Annotated in this window: 20 protein-coding genes; 13 read left to right on the top strand and 7 right to left on the bottom strand. The window is 37.5% G+C overall.

The genetic code is table 11. From position 1 onward, the window contains the following. Positions 1-21 precede the first annotated feature (21 nt). Positions 22-1,164 (top strand): HRDC domain-containing protein, encoded by a 1,143-nt coding sequence (locus ACT4_RS14280; protein WP_007483288.1) that lies wholly within the window; start codon positions 22-24, stop codon positions 1,162-1,164. Between the two features lie 16 nt (positions 1,165-1,180). Here the strand turns inward: ACT4_RS14280 and ACT4_RS14275 are convergent, their stop codons facing one another. Further along, complete coding sequence (locus tag ACT4_RS14275) at positions 1,181-1,918, bottom strand: bifunctional 2-polyprenyl-6-hydroxyphenol methylase/3-demethylubiquinol 3-O-methyltransferase UbiG (RefSeq protein ID WP_007483285.1); 738 nt, start codon at positions 1,916-1,918, stop codon at positions 1,181-1,183. Positions 1,919-2,114: 196 nt separating this feature from the next. Between ACT4_RS14275 and ACT4_RS14270 the strand changes: the two genes are divergently transcribed. From ACT4_RS14270 to aroC, 7 genes are all read left to right on the top strand, one after another. Continuing rightward, a complete protein-coding gene (locus ACT4_RS14270) occupies positions 2,115-2,420 on the top strand; it encodes a YcgL domain-containing protein (RefSeq protein ID WP_004879455.1) in 306 nt (101 codons plus the stop codon). Beyond that, positions 2,413-2,799, top strand: coding sequence for a hypothetical protein (locus ACT4_RS14265; protein ID WP_007483283.1), 387 nt, complete (start codon positions 2,413-2,415; stop codon positions 2,797-2,799). Before ACT4_RS14270 ends, ACT4_RS14265 begins: the two co-directional genes overlap by 8 nt. A gap of 35 nt (positions 2,800-2,834) precedes the next feature. Then, positions 2,835-3,686, top strand: coding sequence for a MoxR family ATPase (locus ACT4_RS14260; protein ID WP_007483281.1), 852 nt, complete (start codon positions 2,835-2,837; stop codon positions 3,684-3,686). A gap of 12 nt (positions 3,687-3,698) precedes the next feature. After that, complete coding sequence (locus tag ACT4_RS14255) at positions 3,699-4,886, top strand: VWA domain-containing protein (RefSeq protein ID WP_007483280.1); 1,188 nt, start codon at positions 3,699-3,701, stop codon at positions 4,884-4,886. Between the two features lie 36 nt (positions 4,887-4,922). Further along, positions 4,923-6,128 carry a tryptophan synthase subunit beta gene (gene trpB / locus ACT4_RS14250; protein ID WP_007483277.1) on the top strand — a complete coding sequence of 402 codons (1,206 nt, stop codon included), beginning with the start codon at positions 4,923-4,925 and terminating at the stop codon, positions 6,126-6,128. A gap of 124 nt (positions 6,129-6,252) precedes the next feature. Next, positions 6,253-7,263, top strand: coding sequence for a 50S ribosomal protein L3 N(5)-glutamine methyltransferase (gene prmB / locus ACT4_RS14245; RefSeq protein WP_007483275.1), 1,011 nt, complete (start codon positions 6,253-6,255; stop codon positions 7,261-7,263). A 15-nt stretch (positions 7,264-7,278) separates the two neighbouring features. Continuing rightward, a complete protein-coding gene (aroC, locus tag ACT4_RS14240) occupies positions 7,279-8,370 on the top strand; it encodes a chorismate synthase (RefSeq protein ID WP_007483272.1) in 1,092 nt (363 codons plus the stop codon). 100 nt (positions 8,371-8,470) lie between these two features. Here aroC and ACT4_RS14235 read toward each other — a convergent pair whose 3' ends face one another. Continuing rightward, positions 8,471-9,700, bottom strand: a complete 1,230-nt coding sequence (locus tag ACT4_RS14235) for a GGDEF domain-containing protein (protein WP_007483270.1) — start codon at positions 9,698-9,700, stop codon at positions 8,471-8,473. A gap of 343 nt (positions 9,701-10,043) precedes the next feature. On the opposite strand from ACT4_RS14235, the gene ACT4_RS14230 reads away from it, so the two are divergent. Next, positions 10,044-10,790, top strand: coding sequence for a TenA family transcriptional regulator (locus tag ACT4_RS14230; RefSeq protein WP_007483269.1), 747 nt, complete (start codon positions 10,044-10,046; stop codon positions 10,788-10,790). 65 nt (positions 10,791-10,855) lie between these two features. On the opposite strand, the gene ACT4_RS14225 is transcribed toward ACT4_RS14230, so the two are convergent. Continuing rightward, positions 10,856-11,557: an NAD(P)H-dependent oxidoreductase gene (locus ACT4_RS14225; RefSeq protein ID WP_007483267.1), complete on the bottom strand. Its 702-nt coding sequence runs from the start codon at positions 11,555-11,557 to the stop codon at positions 10,856-10,858. Positions 11,558-11,683: 126 nt separating this feature from the next. On the opposite strand from ACT4_RS14225, the gene ACT4_RS14220 reads away from it, so the two are divergent. Beyond that, on the top strand, positions 11,684-12,688 hold the full coding sequence (locus tag ACT4_RS14220) for an AraC family transcriptional regulator (RefSeq protein WP_007483265.1): 1,005 nt from the start codon (positions 11,684-11,686) through the stop codon (positions 12,686-12,688). 81 nt (positions 12,689-12,769) lie between these two features. Here ACT4_RS14220 and rarD read toward each other — a convergent pair whose 3' ends face one another. Further along, the gene (gene rarD, locus ACT4_RS14215; RefSeq protein ID WP_007483263.1) at positions 12,770-13,669 is read right to left on the bottom strand and encodes an EamA family transporter RarD; all 900 of its coding nucleotides are present in this window, start codon (positions 13,667-13,669) and stop codon (positions 12,770-12,772) included. 109 nt (positions 13,670-13,778) lie between these two features. Between rarD and ACT4_RS14210 the strand changes: the two genes are divergently transcribed. Together ACT4_RS14210 and ACT4_RS14205 are read left to right on the top strand one after the other, a co-directional pair. Next, positions 13,779-14,249, top strand: coding sequence for an Lrp/AsnC family transcriptional regulator (locus ACT4_RS14210; protein ID WP_026094107.1), 471 nt, complete (start codon positions 13,779-13,781; stop codon positions 14,247-14,249). A gap of 124 nt (positions 14,250-14,373) precedes the next feature. Beyond that, complete coding sequence (locus ACT4_RS14205; protein WP_252316393.1) at positions 14,374-14,988, top strand: hypothetical protein; 615 nt, start codon at positions 14,374-14,376, stop codon at positions 14,986-14,988. Between the two features lie 174 nt (positions 14,989-15,162). Here ACT4_RS14205 and ACT4_RS14200 read toward each other — a convergent pair whose 3' ends face one another. The 3 genes from ACT4_RS14200 to ACT4_RS14190 all read right to left on the bottom strand — a co-directional run bounded on the left by ACT4_RS14200 (position 15,163) and on the right by ACT4_RS14190 (position 16,912). Further along, complete coding sequence (locus ACT4_RS14200; RefSeq protein ID WP_007483257.1) at positions 15,163-15,480, bottom strand: hypothetical protein; 318 nt, start codon at positions 15,478-15,480, stop codon at positions 15,163-15,165. After that, positions 15,480-16,553: a replication initiation factor domain-containing protein gene (locus ACT4_RS14195; RefSeq protein ID WP_007483255.1), complete on the bottom strand. Its 1,074-nt coding sequence runs from the start codon at positions 16,551-16,553 to the stop codon at positions 15,480-15,482. The genes ACT4_RS14200 and ACT4_RS14195 overlap by 1 nt, the downstream gene beginning before the upstream one ends. Before the next feature lie 140 nt (positions 16,554-16,693). After that, positions 16,694-16,912 (bottom strand): hypothetical protein, encoded by a 219-nt coding sequence (locus ACT4_RS14190; RefSeq protein ID WP_007483254.1) that lies wholly within the window; start codon positions 16,910-16,912, stop codon positions 16,694-16,696. A gap of 116 nt (positions 16,913-17,028) precedes the next feature. On the opposite strand from ACT4_RS14190, the gene ACT4_RS14185 reads away from it, so the two are divergent. Then, positions 17,029-17,223, top strand: a complete 195-nt coding sequence (locus ACT4_RS14185; protein WP_007483251.1) for a hypothetical protein — start codon at positions 17,029-17,031, stop codon at positions 17,221-17,223. Positions 17,224-17,391: the final 168 nt, after the last annotated feature.

Here is a 17,391-nt window from a genome sequence, read left to right as displayed (position 1 = left end):
TTATTTTTTACTTGAGCAAATATGTTTCAGTTTATCCAGCAGCAAAAAGATTTAGCTGTTCTCCTCACTCAGATGGAACAATGTTCCACATATGCACTTGATACTGAGTTTATTAAGGTTGATACCCTTTACCCCAAATTAGGGGTATGTCAGATTAATTTGAATGGTCAGGTTGTATTGTTAGATGGAACATCTTTAGACCTCGAGCATTTCTGGCAAAAATTATTTGCTGCTCAACAAAATATTTTCCATGCATGTGGCGAAGATATTGATTTGATTTATCATTATGCAGATCAAAAGCCGCTCAAAAATGTATTTGATACTCAAGTTGCCATGGCATTTCTTGGGCATGGTTTACAGGTAAGTTATCAGAATGCACTTAAAACATATTTAAATATAGATATTGAAAAAGATCAAACGCGTTCAGATTGGCTAGCTCGCCCATTGAGCCAAGAGCAAATGAGTTATGCCGCGAATGATGTTTTATATTTGGTAAAACTTGCTGATGCCGTTAAAAATGATCTGCAAACAAAAGGTTTGTATCAGTATGTGTTGGAAGATTGCCAAAATTTAACTAAAGATATCGCAATGGAAACGCCACTTCCTGAGCTGTATACAGATATTGGAAATTACCGCCACTCTCGCCGTGAGTTAATGCAGTTACAACAACTGAGTATCTGGCGTGAACAAATTACCAAAGCATTAAATCAACCACGTAGTTTTATTCTTAGAAATTCAACTATGATTGATTTGGTTGAAAAGAATCCTCGCAATAACTTCCAACTTGCTCAAGTGAAAGATATTCGCCCGAATGTTGTGCGTGAGCATGGTAAAATGATTCTAGATCTACTCAAGTTTTTACCCCCTGAAGCTGAGTGGCCATTAAGAATAGCGCGTCCAGTGAAAAGCAATTCAAAAGAAATTGCTCCTAAAATTGATGCATTGATAGAGCAGATAGTTGCTCAAACATCTATTCCTAAAGAAGTGTTGCTACGTAAGAAGTGGTTGAATGCAATTTATGAACACGTTGTGTTTCATTTAGATGAGCAAGACCTACCACCTTATTTACTGGGTTGGCGATACGATATTTTAACCAAACCAATGATCGAATTACTTCAGCAAGACATTGATTATCTAGCGATGCAAATGAAGGTTTCTAGGTAGTATAAAAAAGAGCTAATTAACTAGCTCTTTTTTTTGCTTTAATAATCAGCATCATTGGGCGTCTTAGTTCATCTTGCCAACCCATTCGCTCAACCATTTCTTTTGGTGGTGTTGGTTCAATGAGTGCAGTGATCTCAAATCCCGCTTTTAATAATCCTGTAATATGTGTCTCAATAGTTCTGTGATATTTCACGACATCAGCACCGAGGAAGTGAGTATTTCGCTGACCTTCTTCGAAGTAATGATCTACTGGCCAATGTAAAGCGGCGCTTTCTGCATCATAGAACCAATCTTGTTGAGCACGTGCTGTAAATATAGGATGCTCAACCGAGTAGTAAAACTCTCCTAATGGCTTCAATAGATCGGCAGCTTTTTGAAATACCGCATCGATATCTTGAATATAATGAAGTGCTAATGAGCTGATAACCGTATCAAATGATGCTGTATCTGCTTGGAATGTTTCAATTGCTGTCTGCTGGTAGGTGACACGATCTGATGTAGTGATTCGTTTAGCTTTTTCTAGCATCTTTGCAGAGAGATCTATACCAATCACGGATAACGCACCTTGTTCTGCCGCATATTGACAATGCCAACCGTAACCACAGCCTAAATCAAGCACACGCTTATCTTTCAAATCAGGCATATGTGTTTGAAATGTGCTCCATTCGCCAGCCGCTTTTAAACCGTCTACAGAACGGGGCATTTTTGCATATTCAGTGAAGAAGTTTGGATCGTCGTATTTATTTTGCTGCATATCAGAGGTTCAAATTAAAATCGCTTGATAATTATCACATTTGTCATAAAAGAGCGTTGTATGCTTTTGTTTTCACTTTATAGGCTACGTTTTCTCTATAGAGGAGAAAAAGGCGACTAAAGCGTTAACAATCCTTAATGTATCCATTTTTATTTTGATGTATGCTGTCTTTGATTGTTAATAGATGTGAGTAAACATGCACTGCGATATTTATAGATCGAGCAAAAAAGATGAAATGTATATGTATATTGCTCGTCCAAACTATCCTGATGACAAAGAACAGGAAAACCCATTTGAAATTATTCCTGAGACTGTCTTAACCGCATTTGGTAAAGCGACTTTTGTCATGCATTTGGAACTCCATACAGAACGTAAGCTTGCTCGTGTAAATGTCCTACATGTTTTGGACTCTTTACAAACGAAAGGCTTTTTCATTCAAATGCCGCCTGAAGGATTAATTAATCCAAATGCGGTTGAACCAGAGGGTCTGCGTGGTGCTTGAGACACTAACAGCTATATGGTCGCATATTCTTTCAGTACTGGATCAGTTTCCTGAAGAAAATGTTGCGATCATTGTTTATGTGACAGGAACACTCATCGCATTGTGGTGCTGGTATCGTTTGATGACACGTCTTCCAAATCCTATTGGTGGGGTTTTATGGATTATTGTGTTTGCGATTTTAGTTACCCCAACGGTTTCTGAAGGTCCAAATTCAGAGTTGGCTCCTGCGATTTTTGGATTGCTGTTTGGCGTGCTAACCAAAGAACAGTCACTTATTTGGGCAAATGCATCATTGATTCTATTTGTAATCGGTGTTGGGTTGCTCATTGGTTTCTGTTGGTCAAAATACACGATCAATAAAACTGCAAGTACAGTTTAGATACAAAGTTAAATATAGAAAAATAAGGTTTTTAAATGTCTGCTGATACACAACACTTCACTGGTACAGATCAATATATTGCTACCGATAGCCTAAAACTCGCAGTCAAAGCTGCGCGTGCTCTACAGAAACCACTCTTGGTTAAAGGAGAGCCAGGCACAGGTAAAACTTTGCTTGCTGAGCAAGTTGCGACAAGTCTTGGTTTAAAGCTCATTACTTGGCATATCAAGTCAACGACTAAGGCGCAGCAAGGTTTATATGAGTACGATGCTGTTTCACGCTTACGTGATAGTCAGTTAGGTGATGATCGTGTCTACGACATTAAAAACTATATTAAACCGGGTAAATTGTGGGAAGCATTTACCAGTGAAGAACGCTGTGTCTTGTTGATTGATGAAATCGACAAAGCTGATATTGAGTTCCCAAATGACTTACTGCATGAACTCGACAAAATGTCATTTTATGTTTACGAGACAGGTGAAACAATTACAGCGACACAGCGCCCAATTGTGATCATCACATCGAATAATGAAAAAGAACTTCCAGATGCATTCTTGCGCCGTTGTTTCTTCCATTATATTGAGTTCCCTGATGAAGCAACGATGCGTGACATCATTGCTGTACATTTTCCAAGTATTTCAAATACCTTGGTCAGTGAAGCTTTACAAGTCTTCTTTAAGTTACGTGAAATTCCGAATCTGAAAAAACCACCATCAACGTCTGAATTGATTGATTGGTTAAGTTTGTTGATGGCTGATGATATGCCTGAAGATGTATTACGTAATCACGATAAATCAAAGGCGATTCCACCACTATACGGTGCGCTCATTAAAAATGAACAAGATGTACAGTTGCTTGAACGTTTAGCATTTATGTCACGCCGTTAAGAGTGTTTGCCAATGTTTGTGCGATTGTTTTACACCTTACGTAAATATGGTGTACCTGTAACAACTCGGGAACTCATTGATCTCAATCAGGCGGTTGCTTCAGGTCTTGTATTTGCTGATCAGGAAGAATTCTATCAATTGGCTAAAACAGTTTTAGTCAAAGATGAACGCTTCTTTGATAAGTTTGACCGTGCTATGAAAGATTACTTTGATGGCATTGATACTTTTGATTTAGACGAATTGCTGAAACAAGTTCATAAGTTACCAAAAGACTGGTTTGATCTTGAATTACTCGAGAAACATCTAACACCTGAACAACGTGCCGAACTACAAAAAGCAGGTTCGCTTGAAGAACTGATGAAAATGTTGGAAGAGCGTTTACGCGAACAACATAAAAAACATCAGGGCGGCAATCGTATGATTGGTACAGGTGGAACATCACCTTTTGGTGCTTTTGGTGATCATCCAGAAGGTGTGCGAATTGGTGGGCCAGGGCGTAAACGTTCAGCTGTAAAAGTATGGGAACAACGTAAATACCAAAATCTTGATGATGATCAGGTCTTAGGTACACGTCAGATGCAAATTGCATTGCGTCGTTTGCGTAAGTTTGCACGTCAGGGCGCAGCAGAAGAGTTAGATGTAGACGGTACGATTCGTGAAACTGCTAAACAAGGCATCTTAGATGTACAGCTCGTGCCTGAACGTCGTAACCGTATCAAAATTTTGATGTTGTTTGATGTGGGTGGTTCGATGGATGCCTATATTGCTGAGTGTGAAAAACTATTCAGTGCGGCAAAGTCGGAGTTTAAAACCTTAGAATATTTCTACTTCCATAACTGCCTGTATGACTATGTTTGGAAAGATAATCATCGTCGTAGTTCAACCCGTATGAATACATGGGATCTGTTCCATACTTATGGACGTGATTATCGGGTTATCGTAGTTGGCGATGCCAGTATGGCTCCCTATGAATTAAAGTCTGCGGGTGGCTCAGTTGAATATATGAATGAAGAATCTGGGGAAGTATGGTTGAGACGTTTGCGTCAGCATTTTGATAAAACAGCATGGCTTAATCCTGAGATGGAAGGCTATTGGCATTACACGCAAACGATTCAATGGATTAAAGAAACTTTTGAAGATCATATGTATCCGATGACTTTAAAAGGCATTGAGGATATGACGCGATACTTATCTCGCTAAAATTTATATTAATACTTTATAAAAACAGGAATTGGAATGGAACATCATATTAACGGGATAGCTTTACCAAATGAAGCGGGCTTTTTTGGCAAGTTCGGCGGTCAATTTATTCCACCTCATTTAAAAGAGGCGATGGACGAGATCAATACAGCTTATGAAGAAATTCGTCATACAGCTGAATTTCAAAATGAGTTAAATGATCTGTTCAAAAATTATGTAGGACGCCCAAGTCCATTATTCTATGCAAAACGCTTATCTGAACAACTTGGTGGCGCGCAAATTTATTTAAAGCGTGAAGACCTGAATCATACAGGCGCACATAAAATTAATCATTGTCTTGGTGAAGCTTTACTTGCTAAATATATGGGTAAAAGCAAAGTCATTGCAGAAACAGGTGCTGGTCAACATGGTGTCGCGTTGGCAACGGCTTGTGCATTGGTTGGTATCCCATGTGAGATTCATATGGGGCAAGTCGATATTGAAAAAGAACATCCAAATGTCGTGAAAATGAAAATTTTGGGTGCTAAGCTTGTTTCAGTCACACAAGGAACTGCAACACTAAAAGATGCGGTAGATAGTGCTTTCGAAGAATATTTAAAAGATCCGAAAAACTATATTTATGCAATCGGTTCTGTGGTGGGGCCACATCCATTTCCAAAAATGGTTCGTGATTTCCAATCAATTATTGGTAATGAAATTAAAACTCAGGCAAATGAACGTTTTGGTCAACATCCTGATTATGTAGTGGCTTGTGTTGGTGGTGGTTCAAATGCAATTGGCGCTTTTACTGCCTTTTTGAATACGCCAGAAGTAAAACTGGTAGGTGTTGAACCTGCTGGACATGGTTTGGATACAGATAAACACTCCGCAACGCTAACTTTAGGTAAACCCGGTCAGATCCATGGTATGGCTTGTTACGTGCTTGAAGATGAAAAAGGTGAACCACTGCCTGTGCATTCAATTGCTTCGGGATTGGATTATCCCGGTGTTGGGCCACAGCATAGTTATCTTAAAGAACTTGGTCGTGTACAGTATGAAACAGCGACTGACCAAGAATGTTTAGATGCATTTATGACACTTTCTCGTGTTGAAGGGATTGTTCCTGCTTTAGAAAGTTCACATGCAGTTGCTTGGGCTTTACGTGAAGCGCCAAAGTTAGATAAAAATATCAAGATCGTAGTAAATTTATCTGGGCGTGGCGATAAAGACTCAGATTATGTTGCTGAAAAATTAGGTTTGTAAGTCTAATATTCCACGATGTTAACTAAAAAACCGCCTTGATCATAGGCGGTTTTTTTTCTGTTAAATAAGGCTGAATCCCGTTAGAATAAAGCGTTTTTGCAATTCGCATTTTGGAGACGCCTAAGTGGAGCGACCTACAATCAGCCCTGAACATTTACAAGAAGCGGCTGAAAACCTAGTCAGCATTCGAGATTTCATCCGTTTCGGTGTGACAGCACTTCGTCAATACGATGCACACTTAGGTCAAGGTACAGAAGATTATTTTGCAGAAAGTTCAGCGCTTGTCTTGCAAACGCTTTCACTTGAGTGGAATGCAGATGCTGAAATCTTGGATGCGAAGCTTTTACCTAGTGAAAAAGCTGAATTCCTCAGCTTATTAGAACGCCGTATTAATGAGCGCGTTCCAACATCTTATTTATTAAACCTTGCTTATTTCTTCAATAAGCCATTTTATGTAGATGAGCGTGTGCTTATTCCGCGTTCTCCAATAGCAGAATTGATTGAACAGCGTTTTGCACCATATTGCTTAGATGAAAATGGTCAAATGTTGGAAGCCTTAAATAGCCTGCCTGAGCACCAAAATCCTAAAACACCTCAACGTATTCTTGATATGTGTACGGGTTCGGGCTGTATCGCAATTGCGCTTGCTTATGCTTATCCAGATGCTGAAGTTGATGCGACAGATATTTCAAAAGAAGCATTGGAAGTTGCTTCAATCAATGCAGAACATCATGATAAACAATATCAAGTCGCATTACTTGAATCTGATTTATTCTCAAAAATTCCAGCTGAAAATCAATATGATTTAATCGTTAGCAATCCACCGTATGTGGATGCTGAAGATATGGCTGATTTACCAGAAGAGTTCTTACATGAGCCTGAGCTCGCACTTGCAGCAGGTCAAGATGGTTTGGACTTAGTTCGCAAAATGTTAGCTCAAGCAGCCGATTATTTAACTGAAGATGGTCTGATTGTAATTGAAGTGGGTAATTCTGAATGGGCAATGCGTCAGAACTTCAATACAGTTGACTTCCATTGGTTAACTTTCCAGAAAGGTGGTTCAGGTATTTTTGCATTAACTGCTGAACAATGCCGCCGTTATAAAGAAATATTTCAGCAATCAGTTCAAAATTAAGTAAGGGGCTAAAACATGGCAGGGAATAGTATTGGGCAACTCTTTCGAGTAACAACATGTGGTGAATCACATGGTGTCGGCTTGATGGCAATTGTCGATGGTGTGCCGCCGGGTCTTGAGCTTTGTGAAGAAGATTTGCAAAAAGATTTAGATCGCCGTAAACCAGGTACATCAAAGTTTGCTACACAACGCAAAGAGTCTGATCAAGTCGAAATTATCTCAGGTGTTTTTAAAGGTAAAACGACAGGTACATCGATTGGTTTATTGATACGTAATACAGATCAAAAATCTAAAGATTATGGCAATATTGCTCAAACTTTCCGTCCAGGCCATGCAGACTATACTTATACGCATAAATACGGTTTCCGTGATTATCGTGGTGGTGGTCGTTCTAGTGCGCGTGAAACTGCAATGCGTGTTGCAGCAGGTGCGATTGCTAAGAAATATTTAGCTGAAAAGTTTGGTATTGATATTCGCGGACATGTCACACAAATCGGTAATGAAGTCGCAGAGAAATTAGATTGGGCAGAAGTGCCGAATAATCCTTTTTTCTGTGGTGATGTAGATGCAGTTCCTCGTTTTGAGCAACTTGTAACTTCTTTGCGTGAGCAAGGTACAAGCTGTGGTGCAAAACTAGAAATTGTTGCTGAAAAAGTACCTGTAGGCTGGGGTGAACCAGTCTTTGATCGTTTAGATGCAGACATTGCACATGCCATGATGAGCATTAACGCCGTAAAAGGTGTTGAGATTGGTGATGGTTTTGCTGTTGCTGGTCAGTTTGGGCATGAAACGCGTGATGAGCTCACCACAGATGGCTTTCTTGCAAATCATGCTGGTGGAATACTTGGCGGAATTTCAAGTGGACAAACAATTCGTGTTGCGATTGCATTAAAACCAACGGCAAGCATTACCACACCGGGCAAGACGATTACAATCGACCGTGAAAATACTGATGTACTCACCAAAGGTCGTCATGATCCGTGTGTGGGTGTGCGAGCAACACCAATTGCTGAGGCGATGTTAGCAATTGTTCTGATGGATCATTTTATGAGAAATCGTGCACAAAATGCTGACGTATTGTCACCATTTAAACCAATCGATCCTTAATATAATAGACCCATTGGTAAAATATTATTAGTGGGTCTTTTTAATAATAAATTAATTTAAATAAAAAATTATTAAATATTTTTAAATAATAGTTAAAATATTATAGTGTCTCAGAAATGACATTATCTGAAGTTGCAATATGGTATTGATTTCGACCATTACTTTTCGCGATGTATAATGCATGATCTGCCTGTGATACAAACTCCGAAAGACTATCATTTAAATGTGGAGTCATCGTAGCTACGCCAACGCTGATCGTAACATGCTTGGATACACTGCTTTTCGGGTGGTTAATCGCAATCGTTCGAACAAGTTCCATTAAACGTTGAACTTGGATAATTGCTTGTTCTTTATCTGTCATGGAGAACAGTAACAAAAACTCTTCACCGCCATAACGCGCAGCAAGATCACCACTTCTTGATGCGATTGAGCCGAGCAGGATTGCAATTCTGCGAAGGCATTGATCGCCTTGAATATGTCCTAACGTATCGTTGTAAAGTTTAAAAAAGTCGATATCAATCATCATGATCGTAATTGGAACTTCATGGCGAATGGCACGTTTCCATTCATTTTCAAGCACTTCATCCAAATAGCGACGATTTGCTAAACCAGTTAATGCATCTTGTTGAGATAGGATTGAAAGCTGTTGAGCTTGACGCATTAATTCTAGACGGTTTAATTCAAGCATGCAGTTTTGTAGATAATTTTCTCGATGTTGACGATCTGTGGCATAGGCCAGTGCCATGCCGAGAAAACTACTAAATGTATAAGTTCTGTTCAAGAAAGTCCAATCAATAGAACCACTTAGTGCTGTACTTGCAATCACACCAATTAAGCCACCACACCAACCTGCGATAATCGCAGTATAGAATCTCATTCCAACAAAGCCGTAAATGATGACAACTGCATACATCATAGCTGCATGGAATAGAACATTGTTCTGACCTTGCTCTAAAACGTTAATTAGAGTGAACGTAATGGCTACAGCACCCATAGACCCTAAACCCACATAATGATCAAACCATTTATTGAGTTTTGGAACAAAGGCGAGGACCCATGCGATCGAAATAATGACCCCAACCCAACCATAAAATGCAACCCATGTCAGTCGGAGATCTTCAGGCAAAACTTGATAGGTACCAAAGCTAAGATATAAATATAAACCTAAGATAATTGGCGCACGATAGCGAAACTCATGTGCAGCTTCATTTCTGTACTGATCTCGATAAATTACTTCTAATTCTTTAGGAAACCAAACTAAATTTAGCCCGCGAGAAATTAGTAAGTCGATTTGTTCTTGTCCCAATATATTGGAAGCTTTCAACTTCATCTTATCTCTCACCACTCCCAATGTTTTTATAAATGTAAAATAGGGATTACTTTTTACTACGTTACACCCAATTAAATAAAATGTGTATTAGATAATAAAAAAATATTTATTTACTACCCAAATCAACTTTTTATTATTAGAAATTTATATACTTTTCGAATATATATCTAGACTTTACATCTAAATAATATAATTATTCAACCTGATAAAGGTGAATCGAATAAAAACTGTTACAAATTAAATAACATTGTTTGTATATTTGCTGTATTAGGATACAATTTATAAAAAAGCAACAATCATGGAACGTGATTGAATTAAGTCATACGAAATAGGATGCATCGCAATGACTGCTATGAATCAATATGGAACAAAACTAGAAATTACGACTCATTCAGAATGGTCCCAGCGTTTTTGGGATGATCTTGTGCCAGCTAAAGAACGGGTAAGTAAACACCCTCTATTCTTAGACATGGCAAATGGTACTTTAAGCCTTGAGTGTTTCCGTTCAGCACTTTTAAATTTTTATCCTTTGGTCGCTCATTTTCCGTCGTATATGGCTGGGGCTTTAGCAAAAGCGACAGCATTTTCGTTAGATGGCGTAACTGAGACTAGAGATTGGCTCATTCAAAATATTAAAGTGGAAGAGCGTCACTTGAACTGGTATCAGGATTGGGCTGGGGGATTCGGTTTAACAATCGAAATGTTGAATGAAGTAAGACCTCCAGCAGCCATGAATGCAGTAAATCACTTTCTATGGGATATGAATTTTCGTGGCACTTTAGCGGAAAGTATCGCAGCTACAAATCTCGCAATTGAATGGGCGACAGGTGACTGGACAATTCAAGTATATAAAGGTATACAGACATATACAGAGCATCCTGAAGTCAATATTAATAAAAGATCTTTAGCTTGGTTGCGAGCTCATGCACATTATGATGATTTACATCCATACGAAGCGATGGAACTTATCAAAAGATTGTGTGACAAAGATCCTGTCTTGCAGAAAAAAGCGTTTAGAGCAGCTCAAGATGGTCTGGCATATTATGAATTGGCTTTGGATGAGTGCTATAAACTACAGCATAAGAATTAAAAGAATTTAAGGATAAAACTGTCACATAGTTGGGGGCTATGTGACAGTTTTTTTATGCTTACTCATCAAGGCAATGGTCGCATTTTTTCATCAAAATTTTCTATTAAAGGAAATGTTAATGGTTCTAAGTTCTGTAGATCATTTAAATAGGCTTCAAAATTTATAAGTATATTTTGTCGATTTTCATTTGAAATGTAAGGAACATGGTAAGCAATAAAGGGTGGTAGTACCTCAAAACCAGCGTAGGCAAGTGTTCCGCGTTGAATGGGAGATAGATATTCTGCAATTGAACCATGTATCGCATTTTCGCCAAACATATAATCGCGTCCACCTAAAGTGAAACATAGCATCGCTTTCTTACCAGCCATGCCACCATGATTGTAAAAACGTTTTCCACCATAAAACAGACCAGAAACAAAAACACGATCAATCCAGCCTTTTAGGATAGCAGGTACAGATGTCCAATAAAGTGGAAAACTAACGATGAGTAGGTCGGCACGTTTAATTTTTTCGATTTCAACTTGAATATCTGGTGCTAAGGAATTTTGCTTGTAAGCATGTCTTTGTTCTAAGGCATAGTTAAAATATTCAGGTTGATTGAGGTTTGCAAAGTCATTCTGTGAGGCAATTGGATTAAAGTTCATCGCATATAAGTCTGAAACTTCAACGCTATGGCCTTGTTCTTCAAATACACACTGAGCTTTATCTTTTAATGCTGTAGTGAAGGATTTTGATTCAAGATGTGCATGAACAATAAGAATATTCATAGATAGAATACCGTTGTAATTAATTTATTTGACTCCTAATACTATGCCGTAGTCGTAAAAACTGGCATAGTTCATGAACCGCCAGTTTTTACCATTTTACGCCAATTTAAATTCCAAGGAAGAAAAATGTCTGCTAAATTGCCTGGTACTTATGTCAATCTGTTAGTTGATGCGTTAAGGGCTAGAAATCTTTCAGTAGAGCAATTATTGGGTGACTTCGATATTGAAATGAAAGATATAGAAGCCCCATTTTGGTATGTAAATCTAAATGTTTTCAATGAATTAATTGATAGTTCGATCATTTTCACTGAGGATCAGTTGCTGATTATTCATATGGCGAAGTCTATGAAAGCTTCTTGCTATGGTCATGTTGGGGTTGCGGCTGTAGCTGCTGAAAATTTGTTGCAAGCAATTAAAATACTTGAAAAATTTATAGGACTACATTGCTCGGTATTCAAGCCTGTTTTAAAAATCAAAGAGAACAAAGCCTACATTTATTTCGACCAATCATTCATTTCAGAACATCTAAGTAACAATGGATTATTATTTTCCATTTTAGGATTTGCCAGTTTAATTAAAGATTTGCTTAAAAGTGATATTAAAATTCAAGCCAATTTAACACAGGTTGATGTATTTTACTCTAGTAATATCAATCAATTGTTAGGTTTTGAGTCTCACTTTAGTCAAGAAAGTAATTGCTTGATATTCGATAAAGCGTTTTTAACCAATCAGTTGCCAACAGCAGATGAAATAGTTTTTAGGTTGCTAAAGGAACAATGTGAGCGTGATGTAAAACGACAAATCATAAAAAAAGAGAAGCTAAACAGCACGAAGATTTTAGTTAAAGAGTTACTTCACGGTTCTCAAGATTATAGTGTTAGTTTGAACCAAGTAGCTCTAGAACTAAAAACATCTGTTAGGAGTTTGCAGCGTCAGCTTGCATCTGAAGAAACCTCATTTCAGATTGTGTTAGCTGAGGCTCGTAGAGAGTACGCTGAGAAATTGTTAAAAAGTACAAGGTTATCTATCCAAGAAATATCTAATATTTTAGGTTATGCAGATATTTCTCATTTCACAAGAGCATTTAAGAAGTGGGTAGGTTTAACACCTACAATCTATAGAAAAGCATAAGCTTTAATTCTGATTCAGTTAAATTTTCTCAGTTAAAAGAACAGATTAGCCCTTTATTTTGAATGCTATCTGTTCTGAAAATTAGACAAAACGCTTTTTTCTTAAACTTATAATGCCTTCAGCAACGAGTGCACCAACCGCTAACCAAATTCCGATATAAGTCGGCCATTCTGCTGGCTTGATTGTTTCGCCAAGCAAGATAGAAACCATCAATAATAATATTGGCTCAACATATACTAGAAGACCAAAAAGGCTAAGATTGAGATGAGGAGCCGAAAGAGATTGGAATCCTAAAGCTAGTGCACTGATGAGTCCTAGACCTAAAACCAGCCAAAGCGTGTCAAAAATAGAGCCTAATTCACCTAAAAAAACTCCACCTTGTAATATGAAAAAGAAACTGATTGGCAGGCTGAACACCATATCAAACCAAACGCCACCAATATTATTGGTATTGGTCTTTTGCCTTAACCAAAAGTAAACTGGATAGCCTAAGCAAATGAGTAAAGTTGGCCATGTTAATGTTTTTGATATAACCAGCATATTAATAATGCCAAGTATTGCAAAAATGCAGGATAATTTTTGTAAACGTGACATTTTGTCTTTAAATGCTATACGACCCAAAATCACCATAGTAATTGGCATGATAAAATAGCCTAAGGAAACATCAAGCCCATAGCCATTGCTAGGTGCCCACATAAATAACCAAAGCTGTATTCCAATCAAAAAAGACGATAAAAAACGAGTTAAAAAGAAGTAGCGTTCGTTGTATAGGCGTTTGTAAATAGTGATGACTTGCGACCAATTTCCTTGAACAATAATGAAAAGTGTCAGACATGGTAATGTGAGTAATATACGCCAACCGTAGATTTCATTTCCTTGTAATGAATGGAGTAGGGTGGTATATGCAAACATTAATGCAAATAATAAAGAGGCAATTACATTAAATGTTATGCCAAGAACTGTATTTGATTGAGTATGCATAGATATGTACTAATTGAATTATTTAAACGATATTTTATTTCAGTTTTATTGATAATTAGGCTCTAATTTCTTAAGATAAATGAGAAAATTTCTCATGGTGCTGAGTAATATGGTTTTAGATAAATTCGATTATTCATTGCTGAAACTGCTTCAAAAGGATTGCTTGATTCCATTACGTGAATTAGCAGAAGCTGTGCATTTATCAACGGCTTCGGTACAACGGCGTATTCAAAAGTTGCGTGAAAACAGTTATATCGTTGGAAATGTTGCCGTACTTGATCCAGATCAACTTAATCAAGTGATCACAGTTATCGTCGAAGTTAGGCTTAATAAAACGCACAATACAGATCTTGATGTAATTAAAGAAAGTTTTTCTAGTTCGGAGATACAACAATGTTATTACGTCACTGGTGAAGCAGATTTTATGCTTGTTTTATTAGTCCCAAGTATGAAGCGCTTTCAGGAGGTTTGTGATGAATTATTTCACAATAATTCTAATGTCGAATGGTTTAAGACAACGGTTGTATTGGATCGGGTAAAAGTATCTTTAGATGTTCCAAATATAAACTCTGAAAGTTAATAAGGAACAAAGATTTGGTCATAAGCTAGATACAGTGTTGTGTAGGCCACAGTCTTAGATATTTTATTTAACATAAAATGAAGTTATGCGACTTCAGAATGACTTAATCAGTGAATTTTTTGATATGAAAATTAATGGGATTGGGGTTACTTCGCTTGATCAAGAAATGAAAATGAAGGATCAACAGTTAGTACGTGTTGGTAGTGATGTATTAGGGGCTTTTGATGATGAAGTCATTACTGCACTTGCGAATACTCAGGATTTAATTGGTGCAGTTTTAAGGGTTCACTTTTGTTTAGAAGAATTTTTAAATATTTGGTGTAATAAAGTCACAAGTAATAAAGATTTTTTTGATTTCGGTTTTATTGGATTTGATAAAAAAATAAAGATTGCAGTAAAACTCGGATTACCTGAAAACCTATCGGTTATTTTTAAGTTATTCAATTCAATTAGAAATAAGTATGCCTATGATACTTCCGCTCAAATTACAATGGAGCAACTAAACGATATTAGAGTGAAAATCGATAATCTTCCAAATTTTGGATCACAGCCGATACCAAAATGTGATGATCCATCATTTGAAAGCCTAGTTGGAGATAAAGTTTTATCTTGGAATGGTATAAATATTTCGACTAAAGATAGGATTGTGTTCTTGTACTTGGTTTTTTCAATGAAAATATTAGGATCTTATGTTGTTGAGTTTCACAAAAGAAACATACCATTTAATTATGCTCGTTGATAAAAAAAGAGTCCACGTTATTTTCAGCATAACTTATATTATGTTCATCACGTTACTGAGCTGTGGCAACAAATAGGTTGTGGAGGCTACAGTCTCAAATATCCTATTTAACATAATATACATTATACGAAGTAATGTAACTCAAGCCTTTGATATACAAGGGCTTTTTGTTATTTAAGCTACTGCTTTCGGTGGCGTTGGTAGCTTCACGTCTACAACTACGTACTTCATCGCTTTACCAGTAGTCACCATGTCAAACGTAATATCAGCAGTAATTGGAAAGTCAGATTGTTTAAACTGACGTAACAAAGCCATGTTGCTAGAGTCTTGCCAGTTAAACGTCTCACAGCCGTTACCTATAGCCATGCCAGTACTTAAATCCATTGGAATCTCACAGTACAAAGCAACATGATCATAGTGACGACCCGATTTATCATCAGGTTTGAAATCAACAGCTTTAGCGCCTAAAATTTTTACAGTTGATGTATGCATTACATTCTCCGAGCAGTTATAAGCACATGATCGAGTCGCTTGGGAAATGCAAACGGATCAGAGCAACAAATTAAATTAATGAGTTCTTCAGGTTCGAATACGTCTTTAAAGACGTTGATGTATTTCCCGTATTGATGCTTAATATTCTCAATAGCATTTTGGAAATTGATTTGAGCCGTTTTCGTAATGGTTTCAATACGTTCAGGCTGTATATGTTCTGCTAGATCACGGAAACATGGATAAGCAGCGATAAAATATTCAGATGGTGCAAGTAGCATATCGAACGGCAAAATGCGATCTATAGACTTAAATTCAACCTCAGCACGTTGCCAGTTGTCGTTAGGATCACCCTCAGCACGACCTTTTTCGTACAATCTCAGATACTTACCTGAATCACGACTACCGATACATAAAGTACGTCCTTTGCCGTTAGGTCTACGCCAATTCCCTTTATGCTCGATGTTTGGTGCACGATTACCAAGCTGAAACCCACCTAGCCCGTCTTGCATGTTGCCCCAATCTACACTGATGTTTTTACCTTCAAAGTCATCATGTGCAATGTCTACACGGGTTAATTTCGCTCGTTTAGCTTGAGTCACTAAGAAGTGATAAAGTCTTAATTCCCAACCACTTTTAGCGAAATTACAGCCACGACCATTGATCATGATCAGGATTGTATTTCGTTGACCGCCAATACAGACAAAACCAAAGTCTTCGCCTAGTACATAGCTTTGGTTATAGAAATTCAGACCACTGTTACGGCAATGTGTCGTATTAAATCCAAATATGTGCTCTAAGATTGGATCGAGTATGTCAATCGCAGCAGTACAACGGCTTGATTCAAGGATATATTCATCTTCTTGCCATAACGTATCACTGAGAGACTCTAAACCGATTGTGAAATTCACCCAGTCAATGACAGCAATTTCATTGTCGGCAGGCATTCTGTATTCAATATGCTTCACGCCATCATTGGTCATGATCATGTGAGTATGAGGAATGGTATATAGCGTATTGTGTTGGTACGGGAGATCGGCGTCTTGTGGACGAGTATCGAATTTCTTTACCCCCATCTTATTTCTTTACCCCCATCTTATTTCTTTACCCCCATCTTATTTCTTTACCCCCATCTTATTAATGGGGGTTCCAACTGCTTCCTTTTTCATTCCCCCCGATAAAACAGTGGGGATTGGTTGTTTTTTATACTTATCCATTAGCAAATTCCCATAGCTCTGAAATTATCGTTTTCGGCTTTGATAGCGTCACAGTAAGCAGCAACCTTTGGGTTCTTATAGCCCCACTGGTGCATAGTTGATTCAATATGAAATAAGACAAATTCAGTCTCAAAGGCAGGGTTTCCACCAACGATCAATTCCACCCCTCTGTCGTGGATAATCTTGGCTACGATCTCGAAAGCTTGTTCTCGTTCCATTTTATGATTTATCACAAATGATATTTGATTGCTTTATAACATCTAATTTGTGATTTCGTAACATATCATAAAATATAAATCAGATATGATGTGCCCCACTTTAGGAGAAAAGCTATATGGCAATCACAGTTAGATTAAGAGACGAAGAAGAAGAAATGATCAAAGAAGCAGCTTTAGAAATGATGTTTGCAACTAAGATCAGAATTAAGGAATCTGACTTAATACATTCACTAATAAGAAAATATTTAAAGGATTTAAAAACTGAAGACGTTATGAAATATCGTGCTGAAGTACTAAAAAAAGACGATTAATTATAGTTGTTGATCCCGATTACTAAGTGCCCTGCCCATCAACTTCGCATAATGAAGATTGATGTTAAATAACGCTGATTTGCATGTAAGAAATATCATTGCAAATCAGCTATGTAACATAATCTTCGTACACATTATACGAAATAATGTAACTCAACTGGCATTTGT

The sequence above is a fragment of the Acinetobacter sp. NBRC 100985 genome, from assembly GCF_000241225.1.
Classification (GTDB): domain Bacteria; phylum Pseudomonadota; class Gammaproteobacteria; order Pseudomonadales; family Moraxellaceae; genus Acinetobacter; species Acinetobacter venetianus.
Note: the sequence above shows the minus strand (reverse complement) of the source record. Positions and strands in the feature narration are given on the sequence as shown.

Coding starts and splice junctions, on each gene's coding strand:
- ACT4_RS14280 (WP_007483288.1), top strand. CDS start 22: ATGTTTCAGTTTATCCAGCAGCAAAAAGATTTAGCTGTTCTCCTCACT.
- ACT4_RS14275 (WP_007483285.1), bottom strand. CDS start 1,918: ATGCAGCAAAATAAATACGACGATCCAAACTTCTTCACTGAATATGCA.
- ACT4_RS14270 (WP_004879455.1), top strand. CDS start 2,115: ATGCACTGCGATATTTATAGATCGAGCAAAAAAGATGAAATGTATATG.
- ACT4_RS14260 (WP_007483281.1), top strand. CDS start 2,835: ATGTCTGCTGATACACAACACTTCACTGGTACAGATCAATATATTGCT.
- ACT4_RS14255 (WP_007483280.1), top strand. CDS start 3,699: ATGTTTGTGCGATTGTTTTACACCTTACGTAAATATGGTGTACCTGTA.
- trpB (WP_007483277.1), top strand. CDS start 4,923: ATGGAACATCATATTAACGGGATAGCTTTACCAAATGAAGCGGGCTTT.
- aroC (WP_007483272.1), top strand. CDS start 7,279: ATGGCAGGGAATAGTATTGGGCAACTCTTTCGAGTAACAACATGTGGT.
- ACT4_RS14235 (WP_007483270.1), bottom strand. CDS start 9,700: ATGAAGTTGAAAGCTTCCAATATATTGGGACAAGAACAAATCGACTTA.
- ACT4_RS14230 (WP_007483269.1), top strand. CDS start 10,044: ATGACTGCTATGAATCAATATGGAACAAAACTAGAAATTACGACTCAT.
- ACT4_RS14225 (WP_007483267.1), bottom strand. CDS start 11,557: ATGAATATTCTTATTGTTCATGCACATCTTGAATCAAAATCCTTCACT.
- ACT4_RS14220 (WP_007483265.1), top strand. CDS start 11,684: ATGTCTGCTAAATTGCCTGGTACTTATGTCAATCTGTTAGTTGATGCG.
- rarD (WP_007483263.1), bottom strand. CDS start 13,669: ATGCATACTCAATCAAATACAGTTCTTGGCATAACATTTAATGTAATT.
- ACT4_RS14210 (WP_026094107.1), top strand. CDS start 13,779: ATGGTTTTAGATAAATTCGATTATTCATTGCTGAAACTGCTTCAAAAG.
- ACT4_RS14205 (WP_252316393.1), top strand. CDS start 14,374: ATGAAAATTAATGGGATTGGGGTTACTTCGCTTGATCAAGAAATGAAA.
- ACT4_RS14200 (WP_007483257.1), bottom strand. CDS start 15,480: ATGCATACATCAACTGTAAAAATTTTAGGCGCTAAAGCTGTTGATTTC.
- ACT4_RS14195 (WP_007483255.1), bottom strand. CDS start 16,553: ATGGGGGTAAAGAAATTCGATACTCGTCCACAAGACGCCGATCTCCCG.
- ACT4_RS14190 (WP_007483254.1), bottom strand. CDS start 16,912: ATGGAACGAGAACAAGCTTTCGAGATCGTAGCCAAGATTATCCACGAC.
- ACT4_RS14185 (WP_007483251.1), top strand. CDS start 17,029: ATGGCAATCACAGTTAGATTAAGAGACGAAGAAGAAGAAATGATCAAA.